The organism is Streptomyces sp. NPDC005784 (assembly GCF_042871525.1).
Taxonomy (GTDB): Bacteria; Actinomycetota; Actinomycetes; order Streptomycetales; family Streptomycetaceae; genus Streptomyces.
Genome location: NZ_JBIAIQ010000013.1, coordinates 71,422 through 88,495, shown reverse-complemented (window position 1 = coordinate 88,495; position 17,074 = coordinate 71,422). Strand labels below are relative to the sequence as shown.

At 70.1% G+C, this 17,074-nt stretch carries 18 protein-coding genes; 5 read left to right on the top strand and 13 right to left on the bottom strand.

Annotated elements, in window-relative coordinates:
- Window positions 1-64 precede the first annotated feature (64 nt).
- The 4 genes from ACFYR3_RS21800 to ACFYR3_RS21785 all read right to left on the bottom strand — a co-directional run bounded on the left by ACFYR3_RS21800 (window position 65) and on the right by ACFYR3_RS21785 (window position 3,532).
- On the bottom strand, window positions 65-1,162 hold the full coding sequence (locus ACFYR3_RS21800) for a PDZ domain-containing protein (RefSeq protein ID WP_389284409.1): 1,098 nt from the start codon (window positions 1,160-1,162) through the stop codon (window positions 65-67).
- Between the two features lie 207 nt (window positions 1,163-1,369).
- Complete coding sequence (locus tag ACFYR3_RS21795) at window positions 1,370-1,573, bottom strand: hypothetical protein (RefSeq protein ID WP_356781199.1); 204 nt, start codon at window positions 1,571-1,573, stop codon at window positions 1,370-1,372.
- Window positions 1,574-1,722: 149 nt separating this feature from the next.
- Window positions 1,723-2,184, bottom strand: a complete 462-nt coding sequence (locus ACFYR3_RS21790; protein WP_355844761.1) for a molybdenum cofactor biosynthesis protein MoaE — start codon at window positions 2,182-2,184, stop codon at window positions 1,723-1,725.
- 232 nt (window positions 2,185-2,416) lie between these two features.
- On the bottom strand, window positions 2,417-3,532 hold the full coding sequence (locus tag ACFYR3_RS21785) for an SDR family oxidoreductase (RefSeq protein ID WP_355844764.1): 1,116 nt from the start codon (window positions 3,530-3,532) through the stop codon (window positions 2,417-2,419).
- Between the two features lie 190 nt (window positions 3,533-3,722).
- Between ACFYR3_RS21785 and ACFYR3_RS21780 the strand changes: the two genes are divergently transcribed.
- Window positions 3,723-5,186, top strand: a complete 1,464-nt coding sequence (locus ACFYR3_RS21780) for a zinc-dependent metalloprotease (protein ID WP_355844767.1) — start codon at window positions 3,723-3,725, stop codon at window positions 5,184-5,186.
- Window positions 5,183-5,704, top strand: coding sequence for an NUDIX hydrolase (locus ACFYR3_RS21775; RefSeq protein ID WP_389284406.1), 522 nt, complete (start codon window positions 5,183-5,185; stop codon window positions 5,702-5,704). Before ACFYR3_RS21780 ends, ACFYR3_RS21775 begins: the two co-directional genes overlap by 4 nt.
- 105 nt (window positions 5,705-5,809) lie before the next feature.
- Here the strand turns inward: ACFYR3_RS21775 and ACFYR3_RS21770 are convergent, their stop codons facing one another.
- From ACFYR3_RS21770 to ACFYR3_RS21755, 4 genes are all read right to left on the bottom strand, one after another.
- Window positions 5,810-6,565: an AIM24 family protein gene (locus tag ACFYR3_RS21770; RefSeq protein ID WP_355844773.1), complete on the bottom strand. Its 756-nt coding sequence runs from the start codon at window positions 6,563-6,565 to the stop codon at window positions 5,810-5,812.
- A 16-nt stretch (window positions 6,566-6,581) separates the two neighbouring features.
- Window positions 6,582-7,262: an AIM24 family protein gene (locus tag ACFYR3_RS21765; protein ID WP_355844776.1), complete on the bottom strand. Its 681-nt coding sequence runs from the start codon at window positions 7,260-7,262 to the stop codon at window positions 6,582-6,584.
- Between the two features lie 11 nt (window positions 7,263-7,273).
- A complete protein-coding gene (locus tag ACFYR3_RS21760; protein WP_355844778.1) occupies window positions 7,274-8,968 on the bottom strand; it encodes a TerD family protein in 1,695 nt (564 codons plus the stop codon).
- A 126-nt stretch (window positions 8,969-9,094) separates the two neighbouring features.
- Window positions 9,095-9,691 (bottom strand): M48 family metallopeptidase, encoded by a 597-nt coding sequence (locus tag ACFYR3_RS21755; protein WP_355844781.1) that lies wholly within the window; start codon window positions 9,689-9,691, stop codon window positions 9,095-9,097.
- 217 nt (window positions 9,692-9,908) lie between these two features.
- Between ACFYR3_RS21755 and ACFYR3_RS21750 the strand changes: the two genes are divergently transcribed.
- Together ACFYR3_RS21750 and ACFYR3_RS21745 are read left to right on the top strand one after the other, a co-directional pair.
- Window positions 9,909-11,099 (top strand): TOMM precursor leader peptide-binding protein, encoded by a 1,191-nt coding sequence (locus ACFYR3_RS21750; RefSeq protein WP_355844784.1) that lies wholly within the window; start codon window positions 9,909-9,911, stop codon window positions 11,097-11,099.
- Complete coding sequence (locus ACFYR3_RS21745; protein WP_355844787.1) at window positions 11,092-12,468, top strand: AarF/UbiB family protein; 1,377 nt, start codon at window positions 11,092-11,094, stop codon at window positions 12,466-12,468. Before ACFYR3_RS21750 ends, ACFYR3_RS21745 begins: the two co-directional genes overlap by 8 nt.
- A gap of 77 nt (window positions 12,469-12,545) precedes the next feature.
- Here ACFYR3_RS21745 and ACFYR3_RS21740 read toward each other — a convergent pair whose 3' ends face one another.
- The 5 genes from ACFYR3_RS21740 to ACFYR3_RS21720 all read right to left on the bottom strand — a co-directional run bounded on the left by ACFYR3_RS21740 (window position 12,546) and on the right by ACFYR3_RS21720 (window position 16,461).
- Entirely contained in the window at window positions 12,546-12,770 is a 225-nt protein-coding gene (locus ACFYR3_RS21740; RefSeq protein ID WP_355844789.1) for a hypothetical protein, read from the bottom strand.
- 139 nt (window positions 12,771-12,909) lie between these two features.
- Entirely contained in the window at window positions 12,910-13,233 is a 324-nt protein-coding gene (locus ACFYR3_RS21735) for a hypothetical protein (RefSeq protein WP_355844792.1), read from the bottom strand.
- Window positions 13,230-13,598: a WhiB family transcriptional regulator gene (locus tag ACFYR3_RS21730; protein WP_028802016.1), complete on the bottom strand. Its 369-nt coding sequence runs from the start codon at window positions 13,596-13,598 to the stop codon at window positions 13,230-13,232. The genes ACFYR3_RS21735 and ACFYR3_RS21730 overlap by 4 nt, the downstream gene beginning before the upstream one ends.
- Window positions 13,599-13,773: 175 nt before the next feature.
- Window positions 13,774-14,100: a hypothetical protein gene (locus tag ACFYR3_RS21725; protein WP_355844795.1), complete on the bottom strand. Its 327-nt coding sequence runs from the start codon at window positions 14,098-14,100 to the stop codon at window positions 13,774-13,776.
- A gap of 165 nt (window positions 14,101-14,265) precedes the next feature.
- Window positions 14,266-16,461, bottom strand: a complete 2,196-nt coding sequence (locus ACFYR3_RS21720) for an ATP-dependent DNA helicase UvrD2 (protein ID WP_355844798.1) — start codon at window positions 16,459-16,461, stop codon at window positions 14,266-14,268.
- Window positions 16,462-16,774: 313 nt separating this feature from the next.
- Between ACFYR3_RS21720 and ACFYR3_RS21715 the strand changes: the two genes are divergently transcribed.
- Window positions 16,775-17,032: a mycoredoxin gene (locus ACFYR3_RS21715; RefSeq protein ID WP_355844801.1), complete on the top strand. Its 258-nt coding sequence runs from the start codon at window positions 16,775-16,777 to the stop codon at window positions 17,030-17,032.
- Window positions 17,033-17,074 lie beyond the last annotated feature (42 nt).

Genomic DNA, 17,074 nt, shown 5'->3' with positions numbered 1-17,074 from the left:
CGGACGTGGCCGGGGGCGCCCCGCGAACCGCGAGGCGCCCCCGGCCACGGACGAGCGGTGTCCGTCAGCCCTTGGTGGTGCACTTCGGCAGGTCGGAGTTCCGGCCCGCGCTGATGTCCTTGAGTGCCTTCATCGCGTCGTCGATGGTGCCGACCTTGACCAGCGTGAGCCCGTCGGGGGTGTCCTTGGCGGCGGCGGCGCAGTTGTCCTTGGGCGTCAGGAAGTACTGGGCGCCCTTGTTGCGCGCGCCGACGGTCTTCAATTCGATGCCGCCGATCGGGCCGACCTTGCCGTCGTCGTCGATGGTGCCGGTACCGGCGACGAACTTGCCTCCGGTGAGGTTCCCCGGAGTGAGCTTGTCCACGATGCCGAGCGAGAACATCAGACCCGCGCTCGGGCCACCGACGTCGGCGAGCTTGATGTCGACGGTGAACGGGAACGTGTGGTCGATCCCGGCCGAGATCCCGACGATGGCACGATCGCTGCCGCTGTCCTCGGACTTGACCGTGGTGATCGTCACATCCTTGGTCGCGGTCGCCGTCGTGTGCTCCTTCGTGGCGGCGGCCTGCTCCTTGGCGGGCACGATCCTGAACACGACCTTGTCGCCGGGCTTGTGCTTGGTGACCAGCTTCGCGACGTCGTCGGGCGCCTTCACGGCCGCACCGTCGACGGCCTTGATGACGTCACCGGCGTGCAGCCGGCCTTCGGCGGGGGATCCCTTGACGACGGTGGAGACGATCACCCAGGACTTCACCGGGATGCCCAGCTCCTTCAGAGCGGACACCTTGGCGCTCTCCTGGGACTGGCTGAACTCCTCGGCGTTCTCCTGCGTCGACTGCTGCTCGGTCTTGCCGTCCGGGTAGAGCGTGTCGTGCGGCACGATCTTGCTGTCGTGCGCCAGCCATCCGTACACGGCCTCGACGAGGTTCATGTTGTAGTCGGCGCTGGTGACCCGGACCGTGGTCATGTTCAGGTTCCCGGTCGTCGGGTACGTCTTCCGGCCGGAGATCTGCAGCACCGGCTCACCGTCGTGGTCACCCAGCGTGTTCACCGTGGGACCCGGTGACATCTCCGAGTACGGCACTTTGATGAACACTCCCGCGCACAGGAGCGCGATCAGGATCAGAGTGGAGGCGAGCATCGTCGCGGTGCGGCGTGGCATGGAACGACAGTACGGGACGGTGCTGTAAGCGCACCGTCGGGGCCGTCCGTACGTGGTGGGGCCGGAGCCCGCCCAAACGGCGTGAATGCCCGCTTCCCGGCGGTGGTCCGGAGAGTTCCGCACGGTGTCGGAGCCGGCCTGGGCACCGGACGCCGTGCGCCGCGCACCCGGGCGCATCGCGCGGGCGCGTGGCACGGACCGGGAATCTCACGCCGCGTCGGAGTGGGACTTCTCCCGGATGTCGGTCCGCTCCCGGATGTCGGTCCGCTCCATGGCCTCACGGAAGCGCGTGTATCCAGCGAGCTCGACGCCGTCTCCCGCGGCCTTGCGATTCCGGCCGGCCCAACTTCCCCACAGACTGGCACCGATCGCGGCCATCAACGGAATCAGCAACCAGGCAAGCGCCGCCATGTCGACCTCCCAACCCCATGAGCGACCGCAACTGACTGATCAGCAGATTAACCATCCACACGGTTAACGCTCACGGCAGGGCCCCGGTTACGCAACCGGACGGCGGGTGAGAGTTCGGTCAGTCCTCGGCGCCGGAGAATTCGCCGGTCTCAGCAGGCCCCGACCCACTCCTGCGAACCGTCGGAGAACCTCTGGTGCTTCCAGATCGGCACCTCGTGCTTGAGATCGTCGATGAGTCTGCGGCAGGCCTCGAAGGCCTCGCTCCGGTGGGGGCACGACACGGCGACAATGACGGCCAGGTCCCCGACGCGCAGGTCGCCCACCCGGTGAACGGCGGCCAGCGCCCGCACCGGATAGGCGGCGGCCACCTTCTCCGCGACCCGGCGCATCTCCTCCTCGGCACTGGGGTGACACGAGTACCCGAGCTCGTCGACGTCGGCGCCTCCGTCGTGATTCCGCACGGTGCCCACGAACAACGCGGTCCCCCCGGCGGCGTCCTCCCCCACGGCCTTGAAGACCTCGTCCAGGGAGAGCGGTTCGTCGCGGATCGCGAGCAGCCGGATCGGATCCTGCGCGGCCTGCTCACCGGGGTGGTCATAGGTAGGTGCCATGGCTCCATCGTGCCGCACCCCGCCGACACCGTGGAATATGTCTTTCACCCGGCACGCGCGCGTACCGCTCGGAGCCTCCTCCAGAAACAGCCTCGACCCCACGAGCCCGATCCCCGACAGGCGCGGAGGCCACACCTTCACGGCTCGGCCGCCGACACCGGCCGGCCGGCCGGCCGAAATGGTCTCCCACCCCGACCGCACTGCTCGGCATGGGCACGGCGCGGGCCCAGTGTCAGATCCTGCGCCGGGCCTTCCGGGCCCGCCGTACCACCGCTGCCGCGCCCAGCAGGGCCACCGTCGCGCCCGCCGCGCCCGCCGCGGTCGCGTCCTTGCGGCCCAGCCGCCGGCCGGCCACCGTGTGCCGCCCGGCGACCTCCTCCAGCAGCTCCGCGAGGACCGCTTCGTTGGTCCAGCGCGGCCGCCATCCGGCATCGTGCAGCCGGCTCCCGCTCACCACCCAGGGGTACATCGTGTAGGCGAGATCCCCCGCGGGCGAAGGGGTGAGCCCGATCCGGTGGAGCCGGGCGGCGGCGCCCAGCGCGACCGCGGACGGCAGCTCCATCCGCCGGATCCCGCTCAGCTCCTCCACCTCCTCCTGCTCCAGCCACCCGTCGCACCCGACGGCCAGCTCGCCCTCGACCTTCTCGACGACCGCGTACTCCAGCGCGCTGCACAGATCCTCGACGTGGCAGAACTGCCAGGCGGGCCTCGACCCCGCCACGACCAGTAGCCGGGGTGACTCGAAGTACCTGGTCAGCGCGGTGTCCGAACCGCCACCGACGAGCACGCCGGGCCGTACGACGGTCACGTTCAGCCCTGGGTGCGCCCGCGGCGCGCGGCGCGCGAGCCGCTCGATCTCCAGGAGGTCACCGACGCCCGTCGCCTCGGCTGTCGCCCGCAGTTCGGCATCTTCGGAGAGGGGCAGTTCGTTGTCGGGCAGCGCCCCGTAGACCATCGCCGACGTGCACAGCACCACCCGGTGGACGCCGGCCGCCGCGGCGGCGGTGAGCACGGTCTGCGTCCCCCGGACGTTGTACGCGGTCCGGGCCGCCGCGTCCGTCTCCAGATCGAGGTCGAGCGCCAGATGGACCACGACGTCCACCCCGCGCAGCTTTTCGGCGATCGCCGGGTCCCGGACGTCCAGGATGTGCCACTGCGCGTCGGCGCACTCGCCGCGCCGCTCGTCGATGGCGACGACCTGCTTGATCTCCTCGCTGGCCGCCAGCCGCTCGGTGAGCAGCGCGCCCACACCGGCCGCGGCGCCGGTGACCGCGACGACGGGGCCGCGCGAGGCTGGGCTGGTTGAGTGGTTTCGCGCTGCGCGAACCTGCGGATCTGGGGAACTCACCGGGCGTCTCCAGCGGTTGTCTTCAGTAATGGACGCGCGTGACGCGCCCCTACCAGGTGGCATCCATCCTGCCGCAGGCGACGAGTCGGCGAAGCACCGAGGCCCGATCGGGTTCAGGTGTCTACGCTGGGTGGTGTTGTGGGCAGCCGCCGTCGGAACGAACCGGCGGCCTTACCAGCCGAGGAATCCCGTGAGTGACACCCCATTCGGATTCGGCCTTCCGCCGGAGGAGCCGGAGAACGGCGACGAGGGCAAGAAGAAGGACCAGCAGGGCGGCGGTGGTCAGGGACCGTTCGGTTTCGGACCGCCCGGAGCCGGTGGCCCCGGAGCCGACAATCCGCTCGCAGCCATGTTCGGCTCGATGAACCCCAATGACCTGGGCGCCGCGTTCCAGCAACTGGGCCAGATGCTCTCGTACGAGGGCGGCCCGGTGAATTGGGACATGGCCAAGCAGATCGCCCGGCAGACGGTCGCCCAGGGCACCTCTGACGGCACCAAGGACGCGAGCATCGGCCCCGCCGAGCGGCTCGCGGTCGAGGAGGCCGTCCGTCTGGCCGATCACTGGCTGGACGACGCGACGTCCCTGCCGTCCGGTGCCGCGTCCGCGCTCGCGTGGAGCCGCGCGGAGTGGGTCGAGGCGACCCTGCCCGTATGGAAGGAGCTCGTCGACCCCGTCGCCGAGCGGGTCGGCGCGGCCATGGGCGACGTGCTGCCCGAGGAGATGCAGGCCATGGCGGGCCCGCTGATCGGCATGATGCGCTCCATGGGCGGCGCCATGTTCGGTACGCAGATCGGGCAGGCCGTCGGCGTGCTCGCGGGCGAGGTCGTCGGCTCGACCGACATCGGCCTGCCGCTCGGCCCGGTCGGCAAGGCCGCGCTGCTGCCGCTGAACATCGAGTCCTTCGGAAAGGACCTGAGCGTCCCCCAGGAAGAAGTGCGGCTCTACCTCGCCCTGCGCGAGGCCGCCCACCAGCGCCTCTTCGCGCACGTGCCGTGGCTGCGCTCGCACCTGTTCGGCGCAGTCGAGGGGTACGCGCGCGGGATCAAGGTCGACACCGCGAAGCTGGAGGACGTGGTCGGCCAGTTCGACCCGCAGAATCCGGAGGAGCTGCAGCAGGCACTCCAGCAGGGCATGTTCCAGCCGGAGGACACGCCGGAGCAGAAGGCCGCGCTGGCCCGCCTGGAGACGGCGCTCGCGCTGGTCGAGGGCTGGGTGGACGCGGTCGTCCACTCGGCGGCCAAGCCGCGCCTCTCGTCGGCCGACGCGCTGCGCGAGACGCTGCGCCGCCGCCGTGCCACGGGTGGTCCCGCCGAGCAGACGTTCGCCACGCTGATCGGTCTGGAGCTGCGCCCGCGCCGGCTGCGGGACGCCTCGCGCCTGTGGGCCTCGCTCACCGACGCGCGCGGTGTGGACGGCCGGGACGGCCTGTGGGCCCACCCGGACATGCTGCCGACGGCGACCGACCTCGACGACCCGGACGGCTTCGTGCACCGCGAGCACATGGACTTCTCCGAACTCGACAAGATGCTCGGCGAGGCCGCGAGCGGCACCCACGAGAAGCCGAACCTGAAGAAGGCCGACGACGCCAAGGACTCCGACAACAGCGGTGGGGACTCCGCCGAGGACGACGACAAGGGCGACGGCACCGAGTGAGCCTGTACGACGGCGCGGTCCTCGTACTGAAGAGGTACGAGGGCCAGGAAGAGCTGCGCCAGGCCTATCTGGACCATCTGTCCAGGCACCCGGACGGGATGTGGAAGTCGTGCCACGCCGGGCACCTCACGGCCAGCGCTCTGGTGATCGACCCGTCCCGGGGCCGCGTCCTGCTGACGCTGCACCGCAAGCTCCGGATGTGGCTGCAGATGGGCGGGCACTGCGAGCAGGGCGACTCGACCCTGGCCGACGCGGCCCTGCGCGAGGCGACAGAGGAGTCGGGCATCGAGAGGCTGACCCTCCTGCCCGGCGGCCCCGTGACACTGGACCGGCACGCCATCCCGGCGCCGTGCCACTGGCATCTGGACGTCCAGTACGCCGCCCTCGCCCCGGCCGACGCCGTCGAGGCCATCAGCGACGAGTCCCTCGACCTGCGCTGGTTCGCGTACGGCGAGGTCGCCGAGGTGGCCGACGATTCGGTCGTACGACTCCTGGAAGCGGCCCGCGCGCGGCTGTGACCGGCCCGAAGACGACCAGTAGGTCCAGCATGTAAGGGGCGACCGCCCATGGCGGTCGCCCCTTACATCTGCTCGCTGAACCGTCGCATCCTGGACGGTCGGGTGTCAGCTCCAGGCGTTGCCCTGGTTCTGCGCGTGCACGCCCTGCTGACCCATGCCGTACTGGGCGCGCAGCCCCTGGCCGATCGCCGCGTTCTGCGGCGGCAGCAGTTCACTGGGCTGCACGAGCGCGTAACCGCTGCCCATGAAGCTGAGCTCCCAGCCCTCACCGGTGTTGCCTCGGCGCCGCCACACTCCGGAGGAGTGGGTCTGGGCCTGCATCTGCACGCGCAGGCCGGTCGACCACGCGACGATGGCGTCGGCATCGCAGTTGACGTACCGGTCAGGGGTGACCTGCATCATCAACGGCATCCCGGAGGTCACCAGCGCGACCTTGCCGCGCCCCGTGATGTTGAGCTGGTACTTGCCGGAACCGGAGATGCCGTACTGGCTGTCCACGGCGATGACCTCGTGGTGCAGCCCGGAGTCCATCGCCAGCACATAGCTGCTGTCGACGGTGAGGCCGTCCTGGTCCACGTCGAGGACGTGCACGTGCTGGCCGAGGTTGGCGAGGTAGACCGTGCCCTGCCCGTGGCAGCGCATCAGGTCGAGGCCCTCGCCTGTGTACGCACGCGCGCGGTGCTGGCTGTTGTTCTGGTACTCGGCGTCGAACTCGACGAGACCCTGGTACGCGACCATGGTGCCCTTGCGGGCGAGGATGTCGTCGTGCCCCTCCAGGACGACGCGCAGCATCTGCGAGTTCTGCAGGCTGTAGCGATCCTGGGTCTGCTGCTCGTTGTAGCCGAAAAGCGGGCTCTGCATGATGTCCTGCTCCCCCTCAGCCCCGGACTCGGAGGCGGTCGGTGCTGTCCTCGCTGGGCTGGACGACGACGATGCCCTGCCCGGAGAACGCCATCTGGAACGCCTCGCCGCTGCCGCGTCCGATCAGCGACTGCGCCTTGAAACTGCGCTTGCCCTTCACCTTGAGGTTCGGGGACCAGGCGACGAGCGCGTCCGGGTCGACGTACGTCTCGTCCTCACCGCCGCCGCAGTCGACGACGATCGGCGTACCCCGGGAGGTCAGCGCGACCCAGCCCTGACCGGAGATCTTGGTGTTCCACAGACCCTGTCCGGCGAACTTGGCGAGCCCCTTCACACGCTCGACACCCCAGGTGAGATGGGCGTCGAAGGCGAGCAGATTCGTCGCGTTGACGGAGATCGCGTCCCCGTTGAGGTTGATGACGACGACGTTCGCCCCGTAGTCGGCGAGGTAGAGCAGACCGTCGCCGGAGCACTTCATGAGGGACGCGCCCTCGCCGGTCATCCAGTCGCGTGCGATCTGGCGTACGGCGGGCGGGTTGGGCTCGTACTGGACGAACCCTTCGTAGGCGACCATCGATCCCACGCGCGCGAGGAGATCGTTTCCGGTCTGCATGGCGACCTTCAGCATGTGACTGCCGTGGTTCTCCATGCGCGCGGTGACGGGTGCCGGGGCAAAGCCCGCGAGTTGCTGGTTCATGACGGGCTCCCTCAGACCTCGTACGGCTGGACGACGACGAAATTGCCTGGCGCGGCACGGAACTGGAGGTTCACGCTCTCGCCGGTGTCGCCGGGGTAGGCGTTCCGGCGCATCCTCACCTGGCTGGAGACGATCACCTGAGCGGCCGCGGACCAGGCGACGACGGCGTTGCAGTCGGCGAACGTCGTGGGGGTCACCGGCAGGACGACAGGAGCGCCGTGCGTCTTGACGACGATCGTGCCCGTCCCCTGGAACTGCATGGTGAACAGCGCACCCCCGGGGATGCCGTGTCCCTCGATGCGGCGGACCTCGTACTGGAGGGACTCGTCGAAGGCGAGGACGTTCTCCGCGGAGACACAGATCGCGTCCCCCTGGAGCTCGATCGGGTGCACATGGGTGGCGTTCTCGGCGAAGAACACCTGGCCCTGACCGGTGCAGCGCATCAGCTGCATCTCCTGGCCGGTCGCGCTGCCCACGAGCCGGCCGGCGAATCCGGCGCCCTTGTAGCTGAAATCGACCTTGCCCTGGTACAGCACCATGCTGCCCTGACGGGCCAGCACGGGCTGCCCGCCGATGCCGAGATCGACACGGATGAGCTTCTTGTTCTGCGGAGTCCACCGCTGACCGGTGGGCGTCTCCTTGAAGGCCCCCAGCGCGGCGGACACACCGGCCCCGCCCTGCGGAGCACCCTGGGGCACGCCGTACGGCGAGGGGGCGCCGGGCTGACCCGGATACTGCGCGGGTACCTGACCGTACTGCGGCTGCTGGCCGTAGCCGGGGGGTGCCGTCGGGGGCTGCTGACCGTATCCGGGAGGAGCGGCCGGCGCCTGCTGACCGTAACCGGGCGGCATCTGAGCCGTCTGGCCGGGCGGCTTCACGCCGTAGCCGGGCGGCGGACCGGGCGGACCCGGCGGCTGCCCGTACGGCGCGGGGCCCGGCGGCGGGACGGTGCCGCCCGGAGGGGTGTGCAGCGGACCCACGATGGTGGGGGCGGCGTGCACGGAGGGCGCGGGCGCCGGAGCGTGCGGCGGGGCACCGGGAGGCGGCGCGAAGCCCTGCGCGGCGGGTGCCGGAGCGGGCGCCGCCGGCGCGCCGAACGTGGGCGCCGCGGTGGCCTGGGCGGGCGGGGCGAAGGACGGTGCGGCACCGGACTGCGGCTGCGGGGCGGCGGGCGCCTCCTCGGCGACCTCACCCCCGAAGTTCTTCAGCAGCGCGTCGAGGCCGCCGTCGAAGCCCTGTCCCACGGCGGCGAACCGCCAGACGTCCTTCAGGTAGAAGTCGCCCAGCATCACGGCACGTTCGGTGGAGAACTCGGCACCGCTGAACGCGTACCGGGCCACCTCTTCACCGCCTGCGACGACGCGCAGGTATCCGGGGGCTATCTGCGACATCTGTCCGGCGCCGTCGATCGTCGCCGTGAAGGCCAGCTTGTGGATCTGCGCCGGGATCCGGTCGAGGGTGACCCGGAAGGACTCCGTGTCGCCCGACTGCGCGCCGAGCAGCTGAATGGACTCCTCGGGGGACTTCGGCTGGTTGAAGAAGACGAAATACCGGTCGTCCGACAGCCGTTCGTCGGCGTCCAGGCCGAAGCAGCTGATGTCGAAGGTGAGTCCGGGGCCGGTGATCTGCACGCCTACGTACAGATCGGTGCCCGCGGTGAGGTCACTGATCTTGGCCTTGTGGCCGCGTTGGAATTCCCTGGCCATGCGTAACGACCGTCCCCCATCCCGAATGCGAGTGCGTCGCGTCAGGCTAACGGCAAAGTCCGGAAGTGGACGAAGCCGGTACAGACCCGGTACAGAATCACTCTCGTGGAGGGGGTCGGCCCGCCTCTACTCGTCGCGCGCTGCCGGGAGGTGGGGAAGCCGGTCGGCGGCGACGACGCCTTCGAGATAGCCGCGAGCGCGCTCGGTACGCGGATAGGCCTCCAGGAGCCGCCAGAAGCGCGGCCCGTGGCCCGGTACGAGCAGATGGGCGAGCTCATGGAGGAGGACGTAGTCGACGACGTACTCGGGCATGCCCTGCAACCGGTGCGACAGACGGATGCTGCCCTCGGCGGGGGTGCAGGAGCCCCAGCGGGTGTTCTGGTTGGTGACCCAGCGCACCGACGAAGGCCGGGCGCGGCCCTCGAAGTAATGGGCGGACAGCCGCTCGGCCCGTTCGGCCAGCTCGGTGTCGCCGAGCACCCGTTTGCTTTCCTGGGCGGCCAGTTTGTCGAGCATGACGGTCACCCAACGCTGCTCCTCCGCCTCGGACATACGGGCGGGGATGAGCACGACAGTGCGATCGCCCTCGCGGTATGCGGAGACGGTTCTGCGCCGTCGGGCACTCCTGCGGACCTCGATCGCGCTCGCCCCCGAACCGCTCGGCGGCGGGCTCGTCGTGCTGCGCTGTGATTTTGCGGCGCTGTGCAGTGGGTCGGCGGGCACGCCCCGACGTTACCTGCTGCACACGGGGGAAGTCCCGCCCCCGGGACGGTTCGATGCCGATCCGCACTCTGCGCGTTTAATTCGTACGACGAACGGTGCCACCTGTGGACAACTTTCGGCGGGGTCCGGCGGGGACGGGCATGCTGGCATTCGGTCCGCGCTGCGGGAGTGCACCACGGACATACGGGGACGTACTACAGGTCTACGGGGGTAGGTCATGCATCCGATCGTGAAGCCCGCTCTGCGGCGCGGCTGGCGGGATCTCAACACCGTGCAGTTCGGAATGGCACCGGCGCACGCGATGGTGCTGGGCCCGATGGACACGGCTACAGGCAGCTTCCTCGAACTGCTCGACGGGACACGCGGAATGCCGCTGTTGCGGGAGCAGGGACGTGAGATGGGGCTGCCCGACGGCCATGTCGACGGACTGGTGGACCGGCTGGCCCGCTCGGGCCTGCTGGACGACACGACCGGAGGCGGCCCGGCGGCGGACGCGTTGCGCGGGAGGAAGGAGGTCATGGACCGGCTGCGACCCGACCTCGCCTCCCTCTCCCTCGTCGCCCCCGAGCCGGGCGGGGCCGTCAAGCGCCTGGCCGCCCGCCGCTGCCTGCGCGTACAGGTGCGGGGTGCCGGCCGGGTGGGGGTCGTCCTGGCCGCGCTGCTCGCGGGCGCCGGCGTGGGCGAGGTCGAGGTGCGTGACCTCGGCCGCGTCGAGCCGTGGGACGTGGCGCCGGGCGGCCTTCCCGTCGAATCCATCGGCGAGCGCCGGGAGGACGCCGCCCGACGGGCGGTGCGCAGAGCGGCTCCGGACCGTCCGCCCCGCGCCCGCGGCAAGGAGAGGGAGGGAGAAGAGACGCGCGGACTGTCCCTCGTGATCCTCGCTCCCCGGGACGGTCTCGCCGTCCACGCTCCGGACCCCGCGTCCGCCGAGAGCCTGATCGCCTCAGGGACACCCCACCTCTACGCGGGGGTCGTCGAGGCCACCGGAGTGGTGGGCCCCTTGGTCCTGCCGGGCGACACCGGCTGCGCGGGCTGTCTGGACCAGCGGCGCACCGACCGGGATCCGACCTGGCCGCGCCTGGTCGCGCAGTGGCGCTCCGGGCAGCAGCGCCGGGTGGCCGCATGCGACCTCGCCCTGGCCGCGGCGGTCGCGGGACTCGCCGCGAGCCACGCGCTCGCCTTCCTGGACGGTGATCCACCCGCCGGCGCGGGCGTCCGCTGGGAGGCATCGCTCCCCGGATGCGACTGGCATGCGACACCGGTCTGGGCGCATCCCGCCTGCTCCTGCGGCACCGCGGAGAAAACAAAAGGTGGGCGGACCCCCGAGGACGGCGAAGCGCACGAGACAATGGCAGGGCAACAGCCGCACGCGGCACGGCTTGCTGGGACCTGGAGGGCGCATGTCTGATCTTCCCCGGAAGGCAGTCACCCGTACTGCCAAACTGGCCGCGCTACCGCTCGGCTTCGCCGGGCGTGCGACCTGGGGGCTCGGGAAGCGGATCGGCGGGAAGTCTGCGGAGATCGTGGCCCGCGAGCTTCAGCAGCGCACGGCCGAGCAGCTCTTCAAGGTGCTCGGGGAGCTGAAGGGCGGTGCGATGAAGTTCGGGCAGGCACTGTCCGTATTCGAGTCGGCACTGCCGGAAGAGGTCGCGGGTCCCTACCGGGCTGCGCTGACGAAGCTCCAGGACGCGGCACCCCCGATGCCGACACGCACCGTCCACTCAGTACTGGTGGAGCAGCTCGGCGCGGACTGGACCGAGCTGTTCGTGGAGTTCGAGGACAAACCGTCGGCGGCGGCCTCGATCGGTCAGGTGCACCGGGCGGTGTGGCACGACGGCCGTGAAGTCGCCGTAAAGGTGCAGTATCCGGGGGCGGGCGAGGCCCTCCTGTCCGACCTGACCCAACTCGGCCGATTCGCCCGGATCCTGGGGCCCCTCATCCCCGGTATGGACATCAAGCCACTCATCGCGGAACTGCGCGACCGGGTCTCCGAGGAACTCGACTACGGCTTGGAGGCGCAGGCACAGGCAGCGCACGCCGAGGAGTTCGCGGGCGACCCGGACGTCCTGGTGCCCGCCGTGGTCCATCAGTGCGAGCAGGTCCTGGTGACCGAGTGGATCGACGGAGTGCCTCTGTCAGAGGTCATCACCGGCGGCACGCAGGAGCAGCGGGACCGCGCCGGTCAGTTGCTGGCCCGATTCCTCTTCTCGGGCCCCGCCCGCACCGGCCTGCTGCACGCCGATCCGCACCCGGGCAATTTCCGTCTCCTGCCGGACGAGAAGAGCGGCTGGCGCCTGGGTGTCCTGGACTTCGGCACGGTGGACCGGCTTCCCGGCGGCCTGCCCCAGCCGATCGGCGATTCCCTCCGCATGACACTGGACGGTGACGCCGAGTCGGTCTACGAACTGCTCTGCGAGGAAGGATTCGTCAAGGAATCGATAGACCTCGAACCCAACGCGGTCCTGGACTACCTGCTGCCGATCATCGAACCGGCCGAAGTGGACGAGTTCACCTTCACCCGAGGCTGGATGCGCAGCCAGGCCGCCCGGATCGCCGACCCTCGCTCTCCCGCTCACCAGTTGGGCAGGCAGTTGAACCTGCCGCCTGCGTACCTCCTCATACACCGGGTGACCCTCAGCACCATAGGTGTCCTGTGTCAGCTCGGCGCGACAGTCCGCCTGCGCGACGAACTGGAGGAGTGGCTGCCGGGATTCGTGCCGGAGGAGGAGCTGGAGGGCGAGGAGTTGGGCGAAGAGGTGTCGGCCGCCGAGGCGTGAGCCGGCACCGCGGACGCGGCCCGCGGGTCAGACACTCGTCAAACCGGGCTGTGGGCCGGCCGTTCACGAACCGGGTGCTACCACCAGGCCGAGTCGAGACGGCCCTCGATCGCTCTGAGGTTGTCGCGGGCGCAGTTGTCACAGAAGTATTGGCGGGCGCCGTTCTCGACGGAACAGGTCCACATCGGCTGCGGGCCGTCGGCGGCGGTGCCGCAGCGGGCGCACACGATCTTCTCGGCTTCGCCCGCGTCGGACCTCGATGTGGAGCCGGTGCTGTCACTGTCTTCGGGAAGACTCGTCACTCGGGCGACGATATCGCCGCGATCGGCGGTTCGCCCGGTACAACGCACCGCGGGGACCGGTCCGTTCGGACCGGCCCCCGCCAAATTCAATGCCTGCGACTGCTGCGACTGCAACGGCTGCTACGACGACATGCGTCGATTACTGCATGACCGCCATGGCCAGCGCGCGCCGGGCTCGCATCGAAGCGCGCTCGGCCCGGCGCTGCATGCGGCGAGCGGTGGCCAGGCGCACGGCCCGGCGTTCCCGCTCGGCCTGATGCAGTCGCTCGTGCATATGCGCACGAGCCAAGGCTTCTGGAATGAGTTGCATCTCTCGGGTCCTGTTCTGACGCGAGTCGTTCGCGCCGGTGGTGATGAAGTCTGGGGTCGCGGAGCCGGCGGGCTCGCTCGTGGACGGCGTCATCGGGGCCTGTTTCTTGGGGTCGTGCGTCAGGGGGCGGTCGATCGTTCCTCGGATGCTCATGCCGCAACCGGGTTCTTGCGCGGGCGGCCACGCGGCCGCTTGCGGGCCACGACAACACCCTGGACGAAAAGCTCGCCACCCCAGACGCCCCAGGGCTCACGCCGCTCCTTGGCGCCGGCGAGGCAGGCCTCCATCAGCGGGCAGGTGCGGCAGAGAGACTTGGCGTACTCGACGTCGGCCGGCGACTCGGCGAAGAAGACCTCCGGGTCGTAGGAACGGCAGGGGACGGGTACGCCGAGGTTCTCGATGGCGTCGTCGAGCGCGGTGAGCGCAGTGAGCGGGATCAAGGTGGAGTCCTCCGTGAGGCCGGGCGGGGGGATCGTTTCGGAAGGCGGTACGGACGGGGCGTGCGCTTCGAGTTGCACGGTTCGTCTTCCTCGTCTGGTCGTGCCGGCCGGGTTGGCCGGTTGGCGGCTGGTACCGGGTTCTTTTCTTGTCCCGAGGCCCCTTCGCTCCGCCGTCCCCGGTCGGGGACAAACAGAAGGGCCGCGGATCCCGGGTGGGGTTCCGCGGCCCTGAAGGCGCCGGCCTGATGGTGGATCAGGCTGGATCACTCCAGGGTTCAGGCCCACGGAAGGCCCACATCGTGTGGTGCTGCTGTGTCTGCTTCAGGGATCCGGCACCGGCTGCCGCAAAGGCATAGACATGTGCCTGTGCCCCTACTGCCGCTTCCAGTGCCTGGGTCGGTCGCTCATTGCGCTCACTGACGGGAAGACCCGCGAGAGACACGGAGGACGTCGGCCGGACGGCGGGAATGCCGGACAGACCGGTGCCCAGGTTCGAGACGCCGAGCATGCACGTGGAGACGACGACCGAGCGATCGGTCATTTTCACGGTGTTGATGAAGCTGGTGTTGATGCTGATCACGGGGAATCGCCTCCTCTCGGCGTCTTGGGGGACCGGTGCGAGCCGGTCCGACGGATATTAAGTACAGCACGGAACCAGGGCCTTGGAGAAGGCCGCTGCTGCCGTGGTTAAGAACCTATGGGGATTGCCGGGGCATGCGCAAACTATTTTCCCGACGAGTTTGAATCAGTCGCCCTCGCTCTCTCCTTCAAGCTCTCGACCTGCGCAGATGGCCAGAACATCGGCTCCGAAGCGGTTGAGTTTGCGCACGCCGACGCCGGGGATCCGGGCGAGCTCGCCCTCGTCGTCCGGCGCGGTCTCCGCGATCGCCATCAGCGTCTTGTCAGTGAAGACGCAGAACGCGGGCTGCCCACTGCGCTGCGCCTGCACCGCGCGCCACTCGCGCAGCCGCTCGTAGAGACCCTCGTCCATGTCGGAGGGGCAGCCCTCGCAGCGCATCAGCTTCATCTCACCGGCGTCGGTGAGGGTGCGGCCGCAGACCCGGCAGCGCGCCGGGCTCCGGCTCGTGCGCCGTACGGCAGTGACACCGCTGCTTCCGGCGCCGCGCTCGATGCCTCCCGAGGCTCCGCCACCACCACGGCCCGCCGTGGCGACGGAACCGGGACGCAGCCCGTCGAGGAACCGGCTGGGGCGTCGGCCCGCGCGGCCGCCGGGCGAGCGGGCGAGTGCCCAGGAGACGAAGAGATGCTCTCTGGCGCGGGTGACACCGACGTAGAGGAGGCGGCGCTCCTCCTCGATCTGCTCATCTGTCTTTGCGTAGGTGATCGGCATCATGCCCTCGGCCACACCGACCAGGAAGACGACGTCCCACTCCAGCCCCTTGGCGGAGTGCAGGGAGGCGAGGGTGACGCCCTGCACGGTCGGGGCGTGCTGAGCGCCGGCACGTTCGTCGAGCTCGGCCACCAGGTCGCCGAGCGTCGCGCCGGGCTTCGCGGTCGCGAAGTCCTGCGCGAGATACACCAGGGCGGCCAGCGACTCCCAGCGCTCTCTGACGGCGCCGGAGCCGGCCGGGGGATTGCTGGTCCAGCCCTCGCCCGAGAGCACCGCTCGGACCTGCGAGGGCAGGTCGACGACGTCGTCCAGCAGCGAGTCGTTGCCGCCGAAGCGGGCCGCGGCGCGCAGGGCCGCGCCCGCCTTGCGCACCTCGGGGCGGTCGAAGAACCGCTCGGCGCCGCGCAGTTGGTAGGACACACCTGCGTCGGCGAGCGCCTGTTCGTAGATCTCGGACTGGGAGTTCGTGCGGAACAGAATCGCGATCTCACCGGCGGGGACGCCGGAGGCGATGAGGTCGCGGATGCGGCGGGCGGCGCCCTCGGCCTCGGCGGGCTCGTCCGTGTACTCGGCGTAGACGGGCTCGGCGCCCGGGGGCCGCTGTGAGATCAGTTCGAGGCGGTGCTCGGCGGCCCGGCCGCGGGCCTGGGAAAGCAGGCCGTTGGCGAGGTGGACGACCTGGGGCGAGGAGCGGTAGTCGCGGACGAGCTTGACGACGGTGGCTCCGGGATGGCGGGTGCGGAAGTCGAGAAGGTGGTCGGGGGTTGCACCGGTGAACGAGTAGATCGTCTGGCTGGCGTCACCGACCACGCAGAGGCTGTCCCGCTCGCCGAGCCACAGCTCCAGAAGGCGTTGCTGCAGCGGGCTGACGTCCTGGTACTCGTCGACCACGAAGTGCTGGTACTGGGAGCGGACCTGCTCGGCGATGTCGTGCCGGTCCTGCAGGATGGCGACCGTCAGCAGCAGGACGTCCTCGAAGTCGATGACCCCGCGGTCGCGCTTGAGGTCCTCGTACACCGAGTAGATCTTGGCGGTCTCGGCCGGGTCCCGGGGGGCCTCGCGGCCGGCGCGGGCGGCGGCCGCGGCGTAGTCGGCGGGGATGGTCTGGGTGACCTTGCACCACTCGATCTCGCCGGTGACGTCCCGCAGCTCTCCCCTGTCGAGGCGGATGCGGCAGGCGGCGGCCGCGTCCGCGACGAGCTGGATCTTGCGGTCCACGAGCCGGGGCAGACTGCCACCGACAGCTTTCGGCCAGAAGTACTGGAGCTGTCGCAGCGCGGCGGAGTGGAAGGTGCGGGCCTGGACTCCTCCGGCGCCGAGCTGGCGCAGCCGGCCGCGCATCTCGCCCGCGGCCCGGTTGGTGAAAGTGACCGCGAGCACGCTGGAGGGCTGGAGGATCCCCGCGCGCACCCCGTAGGCGATCCGGTGGGTGATCGCCCGCGTCTTGCCCGTGCCGGCACCGGCCAGCACGCACACCGGACCGTGCAGGGCGGTGGCGACCTCGCGCTGCTCGGGGTCGAGCCCGTCGAGCACCGCGTCGGCCGTGTCCGGAACCTGTGGGAAGAGGGTGGAGTGCGTTGCTGCTGTCACACCGCCATGCTGCCAGGTCGGGCGAGACGGGTGAGCCGGTTGTCCACAGGGAGGCGCCTGCAGTCGTACGAATGCGGCAAGCGTCACGTCCGTCGCGTGCGCCGGGGTCGCATCTCGGCCATGCCCCGGGCGTCACACCCCTCCCCCGCCGCGGCCGTCGACGCCTAGGGTGCGGTGCAGTGCGGTGCGGTCAGTGCGGCGAGCATCACGTCTCGGCGGGCGCCCGGATACCCCCTGCGGGAATGGCGACCGGGTGACCTGCGTTCCACTTTCAGCGACGACGCACCCGAAGCCGTGAAGGAGCGCATGAGACATGCAGGGCACTGTGACGATGTACAGCACCACGTGGTGCGGCTACTGCCGTCGGCTCAAGAGCCAGATGGACCGTGAAGGCATCGCGTACAACGAGATCAACATCGAGCAGGACCCGCAGTCCGCGGCGTTCGTCGAGAAGGCGAACGGCGGAAACCAGACGGTTCCGACGGTCCTGGTGGTCCCCGCCACGGGTGGCAGTGAGGTCGTCATGACGAACCCCAGCCTCGCCCAGGTGAAGCAGGCCCTCAGCGCCTGACCTCCCGCGTGCACGGCAATGCCCCTCTGGTGAGCCACCAGA